Here is a 15785-nt window from a genome sequence, read left to right on the forward strand (position 1 = left end):
GAGTGGAACTCATCCCAGGTCTCAGCACGGCTTCGACCTCAACGATCGGTGATCTGAGTGCGCATGCGCGTCGATGCGATGTACCTGTATTCGTGCTGACTACCGGAGATCCAGGCGGAAGAGAGGAGTTTTTCTGCAGCGTGCGCGACGTGCTTCCGCTTGATCCGCCGCTGCAGAGCACATGTAGCTGGGAAGCTCTGAACGACTCGATCTGGGGCGGACTCGATGCCTTCGAGGCGGAGAGCGTCCTCATACTGTGGCCTGACGCTCCCGCAATGAAAGCGAATTTCGCAGAGGACTACGCCATTGCTGTCTCTATCTTGGAGCAGGTGGCTAACTCGTTGAAAGATGCGTCGGCGACAGCGGGGTTTCCGACTAAGGTGAGCATCGTCGTTGGTGCGGAGGAATAACCGTAAGACTGATTACGTCTCGGAGCCATGTTTGATTCTGTTCACCCGGATGTGCTGGCAGCACTTGGCGCATCCGGGTGGCACCCTGGCCGGCGCGTAGACGCGACTCAGTGGTTGGTCCTGTTGGCCGGTGAAGGTTATCGCGTCAGTTCGCTCGCAGAGGATGTGTTGTCTGTCTTCGGTGGGCTGGTGGTGGTCCCTGTGAATCAGGACGGCCCGAACTTCAGTAATGATGAGCCGTTCAACTTCGATCCCATGTCCGCAGGCTCCGGGCAACGTGAGCTTGCTGAGGAGATCGAAGCAGCCGTGGGGGGAAACTTTTTCCCTATAGGTGAATGGTTGAGCTATTCGAGCGTCTTCCTCGAAGGAAACGGGCGGATGGTTGTCGCTGGGATGGGCTGGATCTGGGAGCTTGGCCGATCCTTCGCGGAGGGAATGGAATTGGTCATTCGGGCGGACCGGCCGTTGATTTGCCTGCACGCCGATCCCGGCCTCGATCCCTGGCCGCCCACGGCTGCCGGCTGACTTCATCGTGGGTTTGCGTTCTGCTAGAGCCGGTGGGGGCTCGGCCATGACGGGTGTTGCGTTTTCCGAGTGTGGTTGGGCTGCGTTTTTGGCGGGGGTTGCGTGACTGGCCGGCCACGGTGGGATTGGTTGTGCCGAGTGTCGCGTTTGCCCTTGAGGCTGGGGCTGGAAGGGCTAGGCTCGGCGGACGGCCTGGTGAGAAAGCCACAGTGTGGAGCAGGTGATGGGGCAGCATTCGCGAGATGATCTGGGGTCGCGGCAGTTGACGGCTGTTGTGCAGGTGGATGACGGGCGGGTGTTTCGGCTGCGGGAGGGCAGCAATGTCGTCGGGCGGGGGTGGTCGGCGGACATCCAGCTTGTGGACACGGCCATCAGCAGTCGGCATATCGAGATCAGCTGGGATGGGCGGCGGGCTCAGCTGGCTGACATCGGGTCCACCAATGGGACCGGGGTGAACGGGCAGGTTGTGCAGGCCTGGGCCTTGTCCGAGGGGGACGTGATCAGCATTGGGCGGTCGCAGCTGACCTATCGGACTCACGGCTGAGGGACGATCAGGTCCAGCGTTCGGGGAGCGGACTGTTCGACGGCCATGCCCGTTGCGGCGGCTATGCGGGCCACGTCGGTGATGGTGGCGGGGTCCTTGCGGGTTGCCAGCAGGGCTCGGGCGAGCCTGCCTTTGTGGGCTTTGTTGAAGTGGCTGATGACCTTGCGGGTGCCCGCGGCGTCCTCGGACAGGACGCGTACGGTGATGGCGCCGGGGACCTTGGCAAGGGCGGCGTAGGTGCCTGAGCGGAGGTCCACCACCAGGTCTTCGCGGGCCTTCAGGATCGGCTCCAGTTCGGGGCGCCAGAGGGTGCGCAGGGTCGGCAGGCCGGGTAGGGCGCTGTCGCCGGACAGGCGGTAGGCCGGGATGTGGTCACCGGCCATGACCAGGCCGAACAGGGCCGAAGCCACGGCCATTCGCTCGTGGGCTCGGCGGCGCATCGCCGGGGTCAGGCTCGGGGTGTCCAGGGCGTCGTAGAGGACACCGGTGTAGCGGTCCAGGGCAGGCATGGTGGGAGAGGTCAGCAGCTCAGCGTTGCGGGCCACCTCGTCGGCCTGGCGGTCGGACAGGTCGAGGGCTTGCAGGCTGGCGGGCACGTCTCCGGACAGGTGCACCAAGGCGTCGGCCAGCTTGGCTCGCAGCGGGGTGAGCTGCGGGAAGCTCAGAGCGTCCAGGTCCAGCGCGGGGGAGGTGCCGCCTGCGGCCTTGGTCTCGGAGGGTGGGAGTAGTACCAGCACCTGAACAGCGTAGACGCGCGGTGGTAACGGCTCCTGTTGCCTTGTCCGTCAAGGACAATCCGGCGCTACCATGATCAAGTAGGCAGGGATGGGGAGGCTTTCGGCGTGACGACACTGGCGGATGGGGTCTTTGATCCGGCGGTGGAGCGGCCCAACTGGGGGCAGGTGCCCGTCACGGTGCGGCGGGCCGTCGAGCGGCGGCTGGGGGCGCCCGCGGTGCGGGTCCTGCGCCACCCGCCCCGCTTCACCCACGGCCTGGCCTGCCTGTTGACGTTGGCGGACGGGCGGGAGGTGTTCGTCAAGGGGGTTTCGGCGGGGCACTCGCGGGCCGGGCGGATTCGGCGGGAGGCCGAGGTGTGCGCCCAACTGCCGGAGCAGGCGCCCGTGCCGAAACTGCTGTCGCTGGTGGATGGCGAGTGGGTGGTGCTGGTCTTCGAGGCGGTGGACGGGAATCGGCCGGTGATGCGGCCAGGTTCACCGGATCTGGCGGCCGCGTTATCCCTTTTGGGTGGTCTGCACCGGACGGTCACGCCCTGCCCTGTTTCGCATGCTCCGGACGTGGTCGAGCACTTCGGCAACCGAACCGGGTGGGCGGGCCTGCAGGCCGCGCCGCCCACCGATCTGGACGCGTGGGTTCGGCGGAACCTGGACGCGTTGACCACGGTGGAGACCGCGTGGCATCCGTGGGCCGACGGGGACACGTTGCTGCACAACGACATCCGGCCCGAGAATATGGTGCGGCGGGCCGGTGACGGGCGGGTGCTGCTCGTGGACTGGTCGACCGCGGTGCGAGGCGCGGCCTGGCTGGACGTGGTCGCATTGGTGCCGCACCTCATCCTGGCGGGGCACCGGCCGGGCCGCGCCGAGAAGCTGGTGGCGTCGCGGCCCGCGATGGCGGGCATCCCGGCTTGGGCGGTCACCGGGTACGCGGTGGCGCTGGCGGGCTACCTCGAGGCCAGTTGGCGGCTTCCGGAACTGGCCGGGTACAGCGGCCAGCGCGAGTACCAGCTACAGGTCGCGACCGCGGCCAGACAGTGGGTGCAGCACCGCACCAGATGGCCGTGACGGGTTAGAGGGCGGCGACATCCGCTGTTTCGGACAGGTCCCCCGGGGCGCGGATCATGTCGCCTGGGCCCTCCGCCACGCAGAACTCGTTGCCTTCCGGATCGCACATCACCATCCAGGTGAAGCTGCCGACGATGAACTCGCCGACGGCTTTCGCGCCGATGCTGGTCAGGCGCTCCACCTCCAGCGGCAGGCTTTCGGTGGATAAGTCGATGTGCGTTCTGTTCTTGGTGGTCTTCGGCTCCGACACGCGCTGTAGGCCGATGGGCGGGATGCCGGGGATCGGCTTGAGCAGGACGAAATCGTCGTACTCGTGTCCCACGGTCGTCCCCAAGGCGGCCGACCAGAACACGGCGAGGTCCTTCGGGTTCCGGCAATCCATGACGATCATTCCCAAACGGCTGGACATGGTGAGGGATTGGCCGGAACAGGGGGGCTGAAACGGGCCGTTCGGCCTAATCCGGCTGCGCTGTCAACAACCCGTTGGAAGATCTGGTGGGGCGTTCACTACGCTGCCGACCTGTGAGTTGTGCGGCCAGGTGCCGGACCGGCAACGAGGAGTAATCACCGTGATCACCAGGATGTCGTCGTTGTTCCTTCGCACGCTGCGTGAGGACCCGGCGGACGCCGAGGTGCCCAGCCACAAGCTGCTGGTGCGCGCGGGCTACGTCCGCCGCGTATCCCCGGGTGGTTACTCCTGGCTGCCGCTGGGTCTGCGGGTGCTGCGCAACATCGAGCGGATCGTGCGCGAAGAGATGGACGCCATGGGCGCCCAGGAGATCCAGTTCCCCGCGCTGCTGCCCCGCGAACCCTACGAGGCCACCAACCGCTGGACCGAGTACGGCGACAGTCTGTTCCGGCTCAAGGACCGCAAGGGCGGCGACTACCTGCTCGGGCCCACGCACGAGGAGTTGTTCGCGCTCACCGTGAAGGGCGAGTACAACTCGTACAAGGACTATCCGGTCACGCTGTACCAGATCCAGACCAAGTACCGGGACGAGGCGCGGCCCCGCGCGGGCATTCTGCGTGGGCGCGAGTTCCTGATGAAGGACTCATACTCCTTCGACCTGGACGACGCGGGCCTGGAACGCTCCTACCAGCAGCACCGCGAGACCTACATTCGGATCTTCGAGCGCCTCGGCGTCGAGTACGTGATCGTCAAGGCCACCTCGGGCGCGATGGGCGGCTCGGCGTCGGAGGAGTTCCTGGCGGTCGCGCCGACCGGTGAGGACACCTTCGTGCGGAGCACGGAGTCCGGCTACGCGGCCAACGTGGAGGCGGTCGTCACGCCCGCGCCGCCCGCGCGGTCGGTCGAGGACCTGCCCGCGGCGGTCGTGCATCACACGCCGAACACCCCGACCATCGAGACGCTGGTCGACTTCCTCAACACCGCGGGCCTCGGGCGCACGTTCACCGGGGCGGACACGTTGAAGACCCTGATGGTCAAGGTGCGCGCGCCCGGTGAGAAGGACTGGACGCTGCTGGGCATCGGCGTGCCCGGCGACCGCGAGGTGGACTTCAAGCGGCTGGAGGCGTCGCTGGAGCCCGCCGAGGTCGCGATCCTGGAGGCCCCGGACTTCGCGGCCAATCCCTGGATGACCAAGGGTTATCTCGGTCCGAAGGCGTTGCAGGCCAACGGGGTCCGGTTCCTCGTGGACCCGAGGGTGGTCACCGGCACCGCCTGGGTGACGGGCGCGGACAAGGTGGACCACCACGTGGTCGACCTGGTGTGCGGCCGGGACTTCACCCCGGACGGCACCGTGGAGGCCGCCGAGGTCCGCGAGGGCGACGCCTCGCCCGACGGCGCGGGCACGCTGGTCGCCGCTCGCGGCATCGAGATCGGCCACATCTTCCAGCTTGGCCGCAAGTACGCGGACGCGTTCTCGCTCGACGCGCTGGACGAGAAGAACAAGCCGATCCGGATCACCATGGGCTCCTACGGCATCGGGGTGTCTCGGCTGGTCGCGGTGATCGCCGAGCAGCAGCACGACCAGTACGGCCTGGTGTGGCCGCGTGCGGTGGCGCCCGCCGACGTGCAGGTGGTCATCGCGGGCAAGGACCCCGCCCAGCGCGAGGCAGGCGAGAAGCTGGCCGCCGAGTTGGACGAGGCAGGCCTGCAGGTCATCCTGGACGACCGCAACGCCTCGCCGGGCGTGAAGTTCAAGGACGCCGAGTTGATCGGGGTGCCCACCATCCTGGTGGTCGGCCGCGGCCTCGCCGACGGCAACGTCGAGATCAAGGACCGCCTCACCGGCGAGCGCTCCGAGGTGCCCGTCGACAAGGCCGTCGCCCACCTGGTCGACCTCATCCGCGGCTGACCAGCAGACTCATCTCGTCATCGTCCTGGGGTGACTGTTGATCAAGGCGTCCAGCGGACACGCCACGCCCAGCCGAGCGTCAGGTGCGAGGTCCCCGCGGCGGACGAGCCGACAGCAACACCCCGCAACTGATCACCAAAGCCACGACGACCAGCACGGTGGCCAGGAACTCGATGATGAGAGCGATCAACATGGCTACTGTCCCGATCTGACGGGCTCTTTGGCGTGTTGACGAGCCCGGAAGCTGGTAAACGTGATGATCCCCAGAATGAGCACGATGACCACCAGGGAAGCGGGTGTGGGCACCTCCGGCACCATGGGCCAGATTTCGTGGGCCCAGTGCAGCACGAGTTTCGCGCCGATGAATGCCAGGATGATGGCGAGTCCGTGGTTGAGGTGCACCAGCTTGCCCATCGCCGTGTGCAGGACGAAGTACAGCGCACGGAGACCGAGCAGCGCGAAGGCGTTGGTGGCGAACACGAGGTAGGGGTCCTCGGTGATGCCGTAGACAGCGGGCACCGAGTCGACGGCGAACACCACATCGGTGGCGAAGATCGCGACCACGACGACAGCCAGCGGCGTGAGCGCTCGGCGCCCGGCATGACGAACCGTGAACTTGGTGCCCTCGTATTCGTCGGTGACCGGCAGCAACTTTCGCAACAGCCGGACGGACCGCAGCTGGGAAACGTCTCGGTCGAAGGCCGCGCCGGTGATCGCGTCACGCAGGATCTTGAGGGCTGAGACGAGCAGGATCACGCCGAAAACCAGGAACGCCCACGTACCTGCCCGCAGCATTGCGGCGCCTATCGCGATGAAGACACCACGCAGTACTAGAGCCCCGACAATGCCGAACAGCAGCACCCGTTGTTGTATCGCCACGGGCACGGCGAAACCCGAGAGCAGCAGCATGAACACGAACAGGTTGTCCACCGACAGCGACTTCTCCACGACGAATCCGGTGATGAACTCCATCGCCTGGCCGTCGCCGAAGGCCCACCACAGCCAGAGGCCGAACACCAGCGGCAACGCCAGGTAGAAGGCCGACCATCCGACGGCCTCACGCGTGAACACCTCGTGCGGCCTGCGTGTCACCAAAAAAATTCGCCATCAGCAGGCCCGCCAGGACGGCGACGCTGATAGCCCACAACCACGGCGAGCCGATGGAGTCCGGTCCGGCGGCGAGTACGGCTGATTCGGCAGACAAGACGGGTCTCGTCGAACATCATCGTTCGAGGTCTCCTTCACCCGCTGTGGGCGGTCTCCCGAGGACATCGTCGGGATGTCCGTCCTGACCGGAAAAGACCCTAGGGAAGTACTCCCCTCGGTAACCATCCAGTGTCGACACAATCCCGCGCGTTCGCAAACGGCTCAACACAGTTACGGCCGCTTGGGCGGCGGAGACATCCCGATCCGGGGACGATCCGGTTACGCACTGCTCGCTCAGCGCAGTCCGCTCATCGGCCTGAGTGGCTCAGGCGCCGCGGCCATCGGCGCGGGCCAGCAAGATGGCGCGTTCGCGGTCGTTGCGGGTCATCGAGGCGGCGCGTTCGAACTCGGCGCGGGCCTCGTCGTGGCGACCCAGCCGCGACAGCAGGTCGCCGCGGACGCTGGGGAGCAGGTGGTAGCCGGGGAGCCGGTCGGCGATGCCGTCCACGATCTCCAGTGCCTCCTCCGGAGCGCCCGCCATGCTGACCGCGACCGCGCGGTTGAGTTCGACCACCGGGGACGGGACCAGCCTCGCCAGCACCTGGTACAGCGTGACGATCCGCTCCCAGTCGGTGTCCTCGGCGACCGTGGCGCGGGCGTGGCAGGCGGCGATGGCGGCCTGCAGGCCGTACGGGCCCAGCCCGCCGACCTCCTGCGCCCGGTCCAGGGCGGCCAGTCCGCGGCGGATGAGCAGCCGGTCCCAGCGGGCGCGGTCCTGGTCGAGCAGCAGGATCGGCTCACCGGACGGGCCGGTCCGGGCCCGCAGCCGCGACGCCTGGATCTCCAGCAGCGCCACCAAGCCGTGCACCTCGGGCTCCTTGGGCATCAACTCGGCCAGCACCCGGCCCAGCCGCAACGCGTCCTCGCACAGCGCCGGACGGATCCAGTCCTCACCGGCGGTGGCGGAGTAGCCCTCGTTGAAGATCAGGTAGATGACCTCCAGCACCGAGGCCAGCCTGCCCGCCAGTTCGTCGGGCGCGGGCACCTCGAAGGGGACGTCGGCCTCGGCGAGGGTCCGCTTGGCGCGGCTGATGCGCTGCCCCACGGTGGGTTCGGGCACCAGGAACGCGCGGGCGATCTCGCGGGTGGTCAGGCCGCCCAGCAGCCGCAGGGTCAGCGCTACCCGTGACTCGGTGGACAGCACCGGGTGGCAGGCGGTGAACACCAGCCGCAGCAGGTCGTCCTCGATGTGCTCGAAATCCGGCGCCGATTCCTCTTCTCGCAGGTCACGGCCGATTTCGACGATCTTGCGCTCGAGCCGCTCGCGGCGGCGCAGCGAGTCGATGGCGCGGTGTTTGGCGGTGGCCATGAGCCAGGCGCCCGGGTTGTCCGGGACGCCCGACTCCGGCCACTGCTCCAGCGCGGCGACCAGCGCGTCTTGCGCGAGTTCCTCCGCGAGGCCCACATCGCGCACCAGGCGCGCCAGGCCCGCGATCACCCGCGCCGACTCGATCCGCCATACCGCGTCGATCGCGCGCCGCACATCCGTCACAGCGACACATCAGAGCAGCCGCGGCGGGGCTGGGCAAGCGCCCGGCCACGCGCGCTACCGCTGGTTGGCCTCGATCTGCTCACGCAGCCGGGTCTCCTGCTCCCTGAGGCCCGGCGTCAGCTCCTCGCCGAAGTCCTCCGCCTCGAAGACCTGGCGGATCTCGATGTTGGTCTCGCCCGTGTTCGGGTCGGGGTGCGGAACCCGCTTCATCCACTCCACGGCCTCCTCCAGCGACTTGACCTGGATCAGCCAGAAGCCCGCGATGAGCTCCTTGGTCTCGGTGAACGGCCCGTCCACCACGGTCCGCGACCCGTCGTCGTTGAACACCAGGCGGGCGCCCTTGGAACTGGGGTGCAGGCCTTCGCCCGCCAGCAGGACACCGGCCTTCACCAGTTCCTCGTTGAACTTGCCCATCTCGGTGAGGATCCGCTCGGAGGGCATCTCGCCCGACTCGGACGCCGGGGTCGCCTTGACGATCACCATGAAACGCATCGGATGTCTCCTTCTTCCGTTCTCGCGCAACTTAGCCTCTACCTACGCGTCGAACGGGAGTCGGCTACTTCGACACGGCAGCCGAAACTTTTCTGAGATTTCTGTTCACACTGGTCAGCGGCCCGCGATGACGTCGACCGCGGTGCTGTCGGACAGGTCGTCGAACGCGGCGTGCGCGCCCGCGGCCAACAGTTCCTCGCGGCTGCACCGCCCGGTGGCCACCCCGATCGCGGTGGCTCCGCAGGCCAGGGCCCCGGCCACGTCGTGCTCGGTGTCGCCGATGACGACCACCGAGGCGGGCTCGAACGAGCCGTGCTTGTCGGCGGCGCGGCGCATCGCGGCGGCGACCAGGTCGGCGCGGTCCACCGACTCGGAGCCGTAGCCGCCGATCTCGTAGTCGATGTGGGTGTCCAGGTCCAGCGCCCCCAGCTTGACCTCGGCCAATTCGCGCAGGTTGCCGGTGACCACGCTCTGCACCACGCCGGGTAACGCGGCCAGCGCGGTGAGCACGGCGTGCGCCCCGGGCAGCGCGTGGCCCCGCTCGGACACCTCGGCCCGCCGGCGGACGGCGACCCCGGCGAGCGCGGCCCACAGGGCGGGCAGGTGCCGTTCCGGCTCCGGCACGCCGTGGGTGTGCAGCAGTTCGAGGCTGATCGCGCGTTCGGTGCGGCCCGCCATCGGGGGCGTGCGCAGCAGCTTGGCGCCCAGGACCTCCTCCAGCGCGGCGGCGTACCACTCGGCACCCACCCGCAGGGTATGCAGCAGGGTCTGGTCGATGTCCCACAACACCAGGCGCCTCGTCACCCGCCCATCCTGCCCCTCGGTCAGGGGAATTCCGAGCCACCCGCGCCTCGCTCGGGATGTGGAATCGGTCACCACGCGGTAGGCACGAATGCGGCCATCCCCACATTTGACCAGGGAGTACACGTGTCCACCGACGCCGTCACGCTGATCACCGCCGACCACCGCGAGTTGGAGAACCTGTTCGACAGGCTGCGCAGCAACAAGAGAGGCCGCAGGCAGCTGCTGGCGAGCATGGGTTCGCTGCTCGTCGCGCACTCCAGGGCGGAGGAGGACCACGTCTACCCGGCGGTGGCCAAGGCCGCGCCGGACGAGCGGGAGCAGGTCAAGCACTCCAAGGAGGAGCACGAGGAGGCCGAGCGGCTGCTGCACCAGCTTGAGCGCTGCGAACCGGAGTCCAAGCAGTTCGACCAGGTGCTGGGCAAGCTGATCGACGCGGTGCGCCACCACATCCGGGAGGAAGAGGAGAACGTGCTGCCCGCTCTCCAGGAGGCCGTGGACGCCCAGGAGCTGATCAAACTGGGCGAGGCGTTCCAGGAGCGCAAGAACGCCGAACTCGCCGAGCACGGCGTGCCGTCGCAGGCCGTCAAGCAGCCCAGCCCGGCCGAGTTCGCCGCCAGACGCAGGGGCTGACCTCGCGGGCGGACGGGGCGGGCGGCGCGACGCCCGCTTCGTCCGTTCGAGTGCACTGGTTAACGCCTTGGCTCCCGGCAGGAGTAGGACTGCGAGCAGGACCGGCGAAAGGGATCACCGCGTGCGCGAGCAGGACTCCGACCGGGTGGCAGCCGGACTGGCCGAACGCGATGTGGCACTCATCGCGCTGACCTTCGTCGACAACGCCGGGATCACCCGGGTCAAGGCCGTCCCGCTGAACCGGCTCGGCGAGGTCGCCGAGTACGGGGTGGGCGTCTCGCCGTGCTTCGAGACCTTCGGCTTCGACGACGCCATGGACATCGGCCGCTTCCTCGGCGGCCCCGACGGCGACCTGCGGCTGCGCCCCGACCTGTCCAGGCTGGTGCCGCTGGCCTGCCAACGCGGCTGGGCGTGGGCGCCGGGCGACAAGTACACCCAGGACGGCGAGCCGTTCCCCGCCTGCCAGCGCACCTTCGCCAAGGCGCAGGTCGACGCGGCCGCCGCACGCGGACTGACCCTGCGGATGGCGTTCGAGCACGAGTGGGTGCTCGGCCGCTTCACCGACGAGCCCGACGTCTTCGACGCCGCCATCACCGGACCCGCCTATGGTCTGGCGCGGCTGGGGCAGCTGTCCGACTACGCCAGGATGCTGGTCGACACGCTCACCGAGCAGGGTCTGACGGTGCTGCAGTTCCACCCCGAGTACGCGCCCGGCCAGGTGGAGCTGTCCGTCGCCGAACAGGACCCGCTCACCGCGGCCGACGACGCGGTGCTGGTGCGGCACACGATCAAGCAGGCCACCGCCGACTACGGCTGGCAGGCCAGCTTCGCGCCCAGCGTCAACCCCGACGGCGCGGGCTCCGGCGCCCACCTGCACCTGTCCGTGCACGACGGCGACGGCAACCTCTTCGCGGGCGGCGACGGCCCGCACGGCATGCGGGAGGCGGGCCGCTGCTTCCTGGCCGGTGTGCTGCGGGAACTGCCCGCGCTGGTGGCGGTCGGCGCGGGCAATCCCGCCAGCTTCCTGCGCGCCGTGCCCTCCCGCTGGGCGGGCGTCTGGCGGTGCTGGGGCCACGAGACGCGGGAGGCGGCGCTGCGGTTCATCACCGGCAACTCGGGCACCGAGCAGCGCGCCGCCAACGCCGAGGTCAAATGCTTCGACGCGACCGCCAACCCGTACCTGGTGGTGGGCGCGGTGATCGCGGCGGGCCTGGCGGGCATCGCCGAAGGCCTGTCGCTGCCCGCGGAGATCCGCGGTGACCCCGCGACCTGGACCGAGGAGCAGCGGGCGGAGGCGGGCGTGACCCGGCTGCCCACCTCCCCGGAGGAAGCGGCGGACGCCTTCGCCGGCTCGCGGGTGCTGCAGGCGGCTATGGGTGAGGAGCTGCACGACGCGGTGCTCACGGTGCGGCGCGGCGAGGCCCGCCGTCACGCCGACAGCACCCCCGGGCGGCTCGCCGCACTGACCCGCTGGCTGTTCTGATGATCGACCACCACTGCCACGGCGTGGTCCGCGAGGACCTGGAGCGGCCCCGCTTCGAGGAACTGCTCGCGGAGTCGCCGCGGCGGCGGGAGGGCACCACCCGGTTCGACTCCATGCTGGGCTTGGCCGTGCGCCGCTGGTGCGCCCCGGTGCTCGACCTCGACCAGGGCAGCGAACCCGAGCACTACCTGGCGCGGCGTGCCGAGCTGGGCTGGCGGGAGACCACCTCGCGGCTGTTGCAGTCCAGCGGCGTCGAAACCTGGCTGGTGGACACCGGCTACGACGCCGCGGCGCTCACCCCGCCCGCCGAGTTCGCCGAACTGGGCGGCGGGCAGGTCAAGGAGGTGCTGCGGCTGGAGGCCGTCGCCGAGGAGGTCGCCGCGGCCGATGTGCCCGCGGGGGCGCTCACCGAGACGGTGGAGGAGGAACTGCGCGGCAGGCTGTACACCGCGGTCGGCATGAAAAGCATCATCGGCTACCGGTGGGGGCTGGAGGTGCCGCCCGATCCGCCGTCGGACGCCGAGGTGTCCTCGGCCGTGGACGGCTGGCGGCGCCACGGCGGCAGGCTCGCCGACCCGGTGCTGCTGTGCTGGCTGCTGCACCTCGGCGCGCGGCTGTCCGCGGAGTACCGGCTGCCGCTGCAACTGCACACCGGCTTCGGCGACCCCGACCTGCGGCTGCACCGTTGCGATCCGCTGCTGCTACAGGACTTCGCCGCCGCCACCGTGGACACCGGCGCCCGGCTGATGCTGCTGCACTGCTGGCCGTTCCACCGCAACGCGGGCTACCTGGCGCAGGTGTACCCGCACGTCTACGTCGACGTCGGGCTGGCGATCCCACACGTCGGCGGTCGCGCCGACGCGGTGCTGGCGGAACTGCTGGAACTGGCGCCGTTCGCCTCGGTGTGCTTCTCCTCCGACGGCTACGGCCTGCCCGAACTGCACTACCTCGGCGCCCGGCTGTGGCGGCGCGGCCTGCACCACCTGCTCGGCAACTGGCGCGAGCAGGGCCTGCTCGGCTGGTCCGATGTGGACCGCATCGAGAACGGCATCCTCGCCGAGAACGCCCGCCGCCTCTACCCGATCAGCTGAGCCCGGCGCTCACTTGAGCGGTCGGAGACTGCCGACGATCTGCTTGAGCTGCTCGGCGGCGACCGCGTCCGGCACGTTCTGATCGGCCAGCACCACCAACACCACGGTGCCGGTGCTGCCCGCCACCGCGACGGTGTGCACGACGGCGGTATCCGGCGAGCAGCGGTCCTCCAGCACCGGCGTGACGGTGGCGCTGCTCTGCATGCCCTGGATGCCGTTGGCGGCGAACGGCGTCGGCTCGGCGACCTTCACGCTCGGCCGCTCGTCACGTGTGGTCAGGTAGCCCGACACCGCCCACGCCTCCGCCAGGTCGCGGGCGGCCTTGGCCAGGTCGGTCTCCTTGGCGCCGCCGATGCCGGTCATCGCCCGCTGTCCGGTCGGCCGCTTGCCGGGCCGCTCGCAGAAGTCCTCTTTCCACGTGGCCGTGCCGCCCATGCCGACCAGCGGCTTGCCCTCGGCGCTCTCGAAGCCGCGGATCGTGCCTGCGGAGTCGACCTGCCAACCGGGCGGCACGTCGTAGGCCATGCCCCGCTTGGCGACGGCGACGCCCTGCCAGCCCGGGACCACCGGCGCGGTGGTCGGCGGCGGGGTGGGTGCGGTCGTGGTCCTGGCCTGCCGCGTGGTGGTGGTCGTGGTGGGTGCCGCGGCGGTGGTGTCGGTCGGCTCGCGGTCGCCGCCGAGCGTGACCCACGCGAAGATCCCGAACACCACCAGCGCCACCACGGCGGCGGCGATCACGATCAGGCCGCCCTTGACGGTGCGGGGCTTCTCCGGCTCCTTGTCGCCGTAGATGCCGAGCCCGCCGTAGGGGGTCGAGGGTGGGGTGTTGTCGCTGCCCTGCCACGTCACGCGGTCACCGTAGCCGACGCCCTGGACGCGGGTGTGGCGAATCCTAGATCTTGCCGACGCTGTCCACGATGGACTCCAGTTCGGCCTCGCCCGCCGGGGACGGCTCGGCGGGGCCGCCCAAGGTGTCGCCGTTGACCACCACAAGCTGGTAGCCGTCGACCACCTCGAAGGCCAGCGCGATGACCTTGCCCTCGGTCGCCGCGCAGGGCCCGCCCGCGGTGGTCGCGACCGTGTCGACCCGCGCGGCCGGGCGCCCGCCGACGGTGACCTTCCGCGGCGCGGCCGTGCTGCCGGGGACGCCGTAGGCGCGTTGGGCGAACGCGGCGGAGAAATCCGCGGCGGCCCGCGCCGGGTCGTTGAGCTTGGCGATGCGGATGCTGCCCACCCAGCCGCGCAGGTACTCCCGGCCCTCGCACGCATAGGGGCTGCGGGCGGCGACACCGCGCAGCGCGATGCCCGGCAGCGTGTCGGCCGTCAGCGTCTGCTGCGGTTCCTCGCGCCAGTTCTCGGGCACCTGGTAGTGCAGCCCGGCCTGCTCGTTGAGCACCATCCGGAAACCAGGCTTCGCGGTGGGACCGCTCGCGGGCGGCGGGGCCACCGTCTGCGGTTCGGCGCCCGGCCTGCTCATCAGCACCGCGGTCACCACGATCGCGATGATCAGCAGCAGGCCGAACCCGCTGAGCCACAGCGCCAGCATGCGCTTCTTCCCCGGTGGGGACGGCGGCGGTGCGGACGGCTGGAACTGCTGCGGCGCCTCGTACACGCCCAGCCCCGAGTAGGAGCTGTACTGCGACTGGTCCTCGCCGCCCTGCGGCCCGAAGGCACCCGGTCGCCTGCCCTGTTCGTCACCAGCCTGCCCCGTCACGGCACAAACCGTACCGGTTTCACCTCAGCGCGCTGCGGCGTGTCTCCGGGGCGCTCGCCATGCCGATCACCGTCAGCAGCAGGCACCCGCCGAGCAGCGCGGTCAGGATGGTCACCGACCCCGTCCGCCGCAGCAGCTCGGTACCGACCAGCGGCGCCGCCGCGCCCGCGAGCACCGTCGCCGCCTGGTAGCCCAGCGATACCCCCGAGTACCGCACGCTGGTGTCGAACAGCTCCGCGTAGAACGCCGCCTGCGCCCCGGTCAGCACACCGTGCAGGCTCAGGCCCACCGCCAGCGCCACCAGCTGCTGCCCGTCGGCGACCAGCGGGAAGAACGCCCATGCCCATGCGGCGCAGCCGAGCGCGGCGGCGATGGCGATCGGTCGGCGGCCCAGCCGGTCCGACAGCGCGCCGCCCGCGAGCATGCCGCCGACCTGTAGCACAGAGGCGATCGCCACCGCCTGCGCGGCGTCGGAGCGGCTCAGGCCGACGGTGCTCGCGTACACCAGCAGGAAGATGGTGAAGACGTAGAAGGTGGCGTTCTCCCCGACCCGGGCGGCGAACACGCTGAACAGCGCCCTCGGCTGCCGCAGCGCGTCCAGCAGCGGCGCCCGCCGCCGGTCGGACACCTCGGTGAACAGCGGCGATTCGGCGACCCGCAGCCGCACCCAGAGCCCGACCGCCACCAGCACGATCGAGGCCAGGAACGGCACCCGCCAGCCCCACTCCAGGTACTGGGCGCTCGTCGTGGTGGCCGCCATCAGGGCCAGCGCACCGGTCGCCAGCAGGTTACCGATCGGCCCACCGGTCTGCGGCCAGGACGTCCAGAACCCCCGGCGCTCCGCCGGGCCGTGCTCGGCCACCAGCAGGACGGCCCCGCCGAACTCGCCGCCGAGCGCGAAGCCCTGCACGATCCGCAGCAGCACCAGCAGGATCGGCGCGGCCACCCCGATCTGGTCGTAGCCGGGCAGCAGCCCGATCAGGACGGAGGCGCCGCCCATCATCAGCAGGCTGACCACCAGCAGCTTCTTGCGCCCAACCCGGTCGCCGTAGTGCCCGAACACCAGCCCGCCCAGTGGCCGGGCGGCGAACCCCACGGCGTAGGTCGCCAGCGCGGCCAGCACGCCCAGCAGCCCCTCCGCGTTGGGGAAGAACACCTTCCCGAACACCAGTGCCGCCGCCGCGCCGTAGAGGAAGAAGTCGTAGAACTCGACCGCGGTCCCCACCACACCCGCGCCGACAACCCGCCCCAGCCTGCTCCGATCCCCAGTCATG

At 69.8% G+C, this 15785-nt stretch carries 16 protein-coding genes and 1 pseudogene; 8 read left to right on the forward strand and 9 right to left on the reverse strand.

The features are described 5' to 3' along the window. The first annotated feature begins 2 nt into the window (after nt 1-2). From ACU6XJ_RS18725 to ACU6XJ_RS18735, 3 genes are all read left to right on the forward strand, one after another. Nucleotides 3-410, forward strand: coding sequence for a barstar family protein (locus tag ACU6XJ_RS18725; RefSeq protein WP_476313073.1), 408 nt, complete (start codon nt 3-5; stop codon nt 408-410). 27 nt (nt 411-437) lie between these two features. Further along, on the forward strand, nt 438-935 hold the full coding sequence (locus ACU6XJ_RS18730; protein ID WP_476313076.1) for an SUKH-3 domain-containing protein: 498 nt from the start codon (nt 438-440) through the stop codon (nt 933-935). Between the two features lie 211 nt (nt 936-1146). After that, nucleotides 1147-1479: an FHA domain-containing protein gene (locus tag ACU6XJ_RS18735; RefSeq protein ID WP_476313079.1), complete on the forward strand. Its 333-nt coding sequence runs from the start codon at nt 1147-1149 to the stop codon at nt 1477-1479. Here the strand turns inward: ACU6XJ_RS18735 and yaaA are convergent. Next, nucleotides 1470-2216 (reverse strand): peroxide stress protein YaaA, encoded by a 747-nt coding sequence (yaaA, locus tag ACU6XJ_RS18740; RefSeq protein WP_476313082.1) that lies wholly within the window; start codon nt 2214-2216, stop codon nt 1470-1472. The two genes, ACU6XJ_RS18735 and yaaA, sit on opposite strands and share 10 nt — an antisense overlap. Nucleotides 2217-2321: 105 nt before the next feature. On the opposite strand from yaaA, the gene ACU6XJ_RS18745 reads away from it, so the two are divergent. Further along, nucleotides 2322-3281 (forward strand): phosphotransferase family protein, encoded by a 960-nt coding sequence (locus tag ACU6XJ_RS18745; RefSeq protein ID WP_476313085.1) that lies wholly within the window; start codon nt 2322-2324, stop codon nt 3279-3281. A gap of 4 nt (nt 3282-3285) precedes the next feature. Here the strand turns inward: ACU6XJ_RS18745 and ACU6XJ_RS18750 are convergent, their stop codons facing one another. After that, a complete protein-coding gene (locus ACU6XJ_RS18750) occupies nt 3286-3672 on the reverse strand; it encodes a VOC family protein (RefSeq protein WP_476313087.1) in 387 nt (128 codons plus the stop codon). Nucleotides 3673-3850: 178 nt separating this feature from the next. Here ACU6XJ_RS18750 and ACU6XJ_RS18755 point away from each other — a divergent pair, with 178 nt between their 5' ends. After that, the gene (locus ACU6XJ_RS18755; protein WP_476313089.1) at nt 3851-5599 is read left to right on the forward strand and encodes a proline--tRNA ligase; all 1749 of its coding nucleotides are present in this window, start codon (nt 3851-3853) and stop codon (nt 5597-5599) included. A gap of 195 nt (nt 5600-5794) precedes the next feature. On the opposite strand, the pseudogene ACU6XJ_RS18760 reads toward ACU6XJ_RS18755, so the two are convergent. From ACU6XJ_RS18760 to ACU6XJ_RS18775, 4 genes and pseudogenes are all read right to left on the reverse strand, one after another. Further along, a pseudogene (locus ACU6XJ_RS18760) lies at nt 5795-6803 on the reverse strand (TerC/Alx family metal homeostasis membrane protein). Between the two features lie 267 nt (nt 6804-7070). Next, on the reverse strand, nt 7071-8297 hold the full coding sequence (locus ACU6XJ_RS18765; RefSeq protein ID WP_476313091.1) for an RNA polymerase sigma factor: 1227 nt from the start codon (nt 8295-8297) through the stop codon (nt 7071-7073). A gap of 54 nt (nt 8298-8351) precedes the next feature. Further along, a complete protein-coding gene (locus tag ACU6XJ_RS18770; protein ID WP_476313093.1) occupies nt 8352-8789 on the reverse strand; it encodes a YciI family protein in 438 nt (145 codons plus the stop codon). A gap of 114 nt (nt 8790-8903) precedes the next feature. After that, entirely contained in the window at nt 8904-9593 is a 690-nt protein-coding gene (locus tag ACU6XJ_RS18775; protein ID WP_476313095.1) for an HAD family hydrolase, read from the reverse strand. A 123-nt stretch (nt 9594-9716) separates the two neighbouring features. Between ACU6XJ_RS18775 and ACU6XJ_RS18780 the strand changes: the two genes are divergently transcribed. From ACU6XJ_RS18780 to ACU6XJ_RS18790, 3 genes are all read left to right on the forward strand, one after another. Continuing rightward, nucleotides 9717-10223: a hemerythrin domain-containing protein gene (locus ACU6XJ_RS18780; protein ID WP_476313097.1), complete on the forward strand. Its 507-nt coding sequence runs from the start codon at nt 9717-9719 to the stop codon at nt 10221-10223. 121 nt (nt 10224-10344) lie between these two features. After that, complete coding sequence (locus ACU6XJ_RS18785; RefSeq protein WP_476313099.1) at nt 10345-11706, forward strand: type I glutamate--ammonia ligase; 1362 nt, start codon at nt 10345-10347, stop codon at nt 11704-11706. Continuing rightward, nucleotides 11706-12797, forward strand: a complete 1092-nt coding sequence (locus ACU6XJ_RS18790) for an amidohydrolase family protein (protein WP_476313102.1) — start codon at nt 11706-11708, stop codon at nt 12795-12797. Before ACU6XJ_RS18785 ends, ACU6XJ_RS18790 begins: the two co-directional genes overlap by 1 nt. A gap of 9 nt (nt 12798-12806) precedes the next feature. Here the strand turns inward: ACU6XJ_RS18790 and ACU6XJ_RS18795 are convergent, their stop codons facing one another. The 3 genes from ACU6XJ_RS18795 to ACU6XJ_RS18805 are packed head-to-tail and all read right to left on the reverse strand — an operon-like array spanning nt 12807 to nt 15784. Next, nucleotides 12807-13646, reverse strand: coding sequence for a DUF8017 domain-containing protein (locus tag ACU6XJ_RS18795; protein ID WP_476313104.1), 840 nt, complete (start codon nt 13644-13646; stop codon nt 12807-12809). A 43-nt stretch (nt 13647-13689) separates the two neighbouring features. Continuing rightward, on the reverse strand, nt 13690-14511 hold the full coding sequence (locus ACU6XJ_RS18800; protein WP_476313107.1) for a DUF8017 domain-containing protein: 822 nt from the start codon (nt 14509-14511) through the stop codon (nt 13690-13692). Between the two features lie 19 nt (nt 14512-14530). Beyond that, nucleotides 14531-15784: an MFS transporter gene (locus ACU6XJ_RS18805; RefSeq protein ID WP_476313110.1), complete on the reverse strand. Its 1254-nt coding sequence runs from the start codon at nt 15782-15784 to the stop codon at nt 14531-14533. Between the last annotated feature and the right edge of the window lies 1 nt (nt 15785).

The sequence above is a fragment of the Actinorectispora metalli genome, from assembly GCF_056323685.1.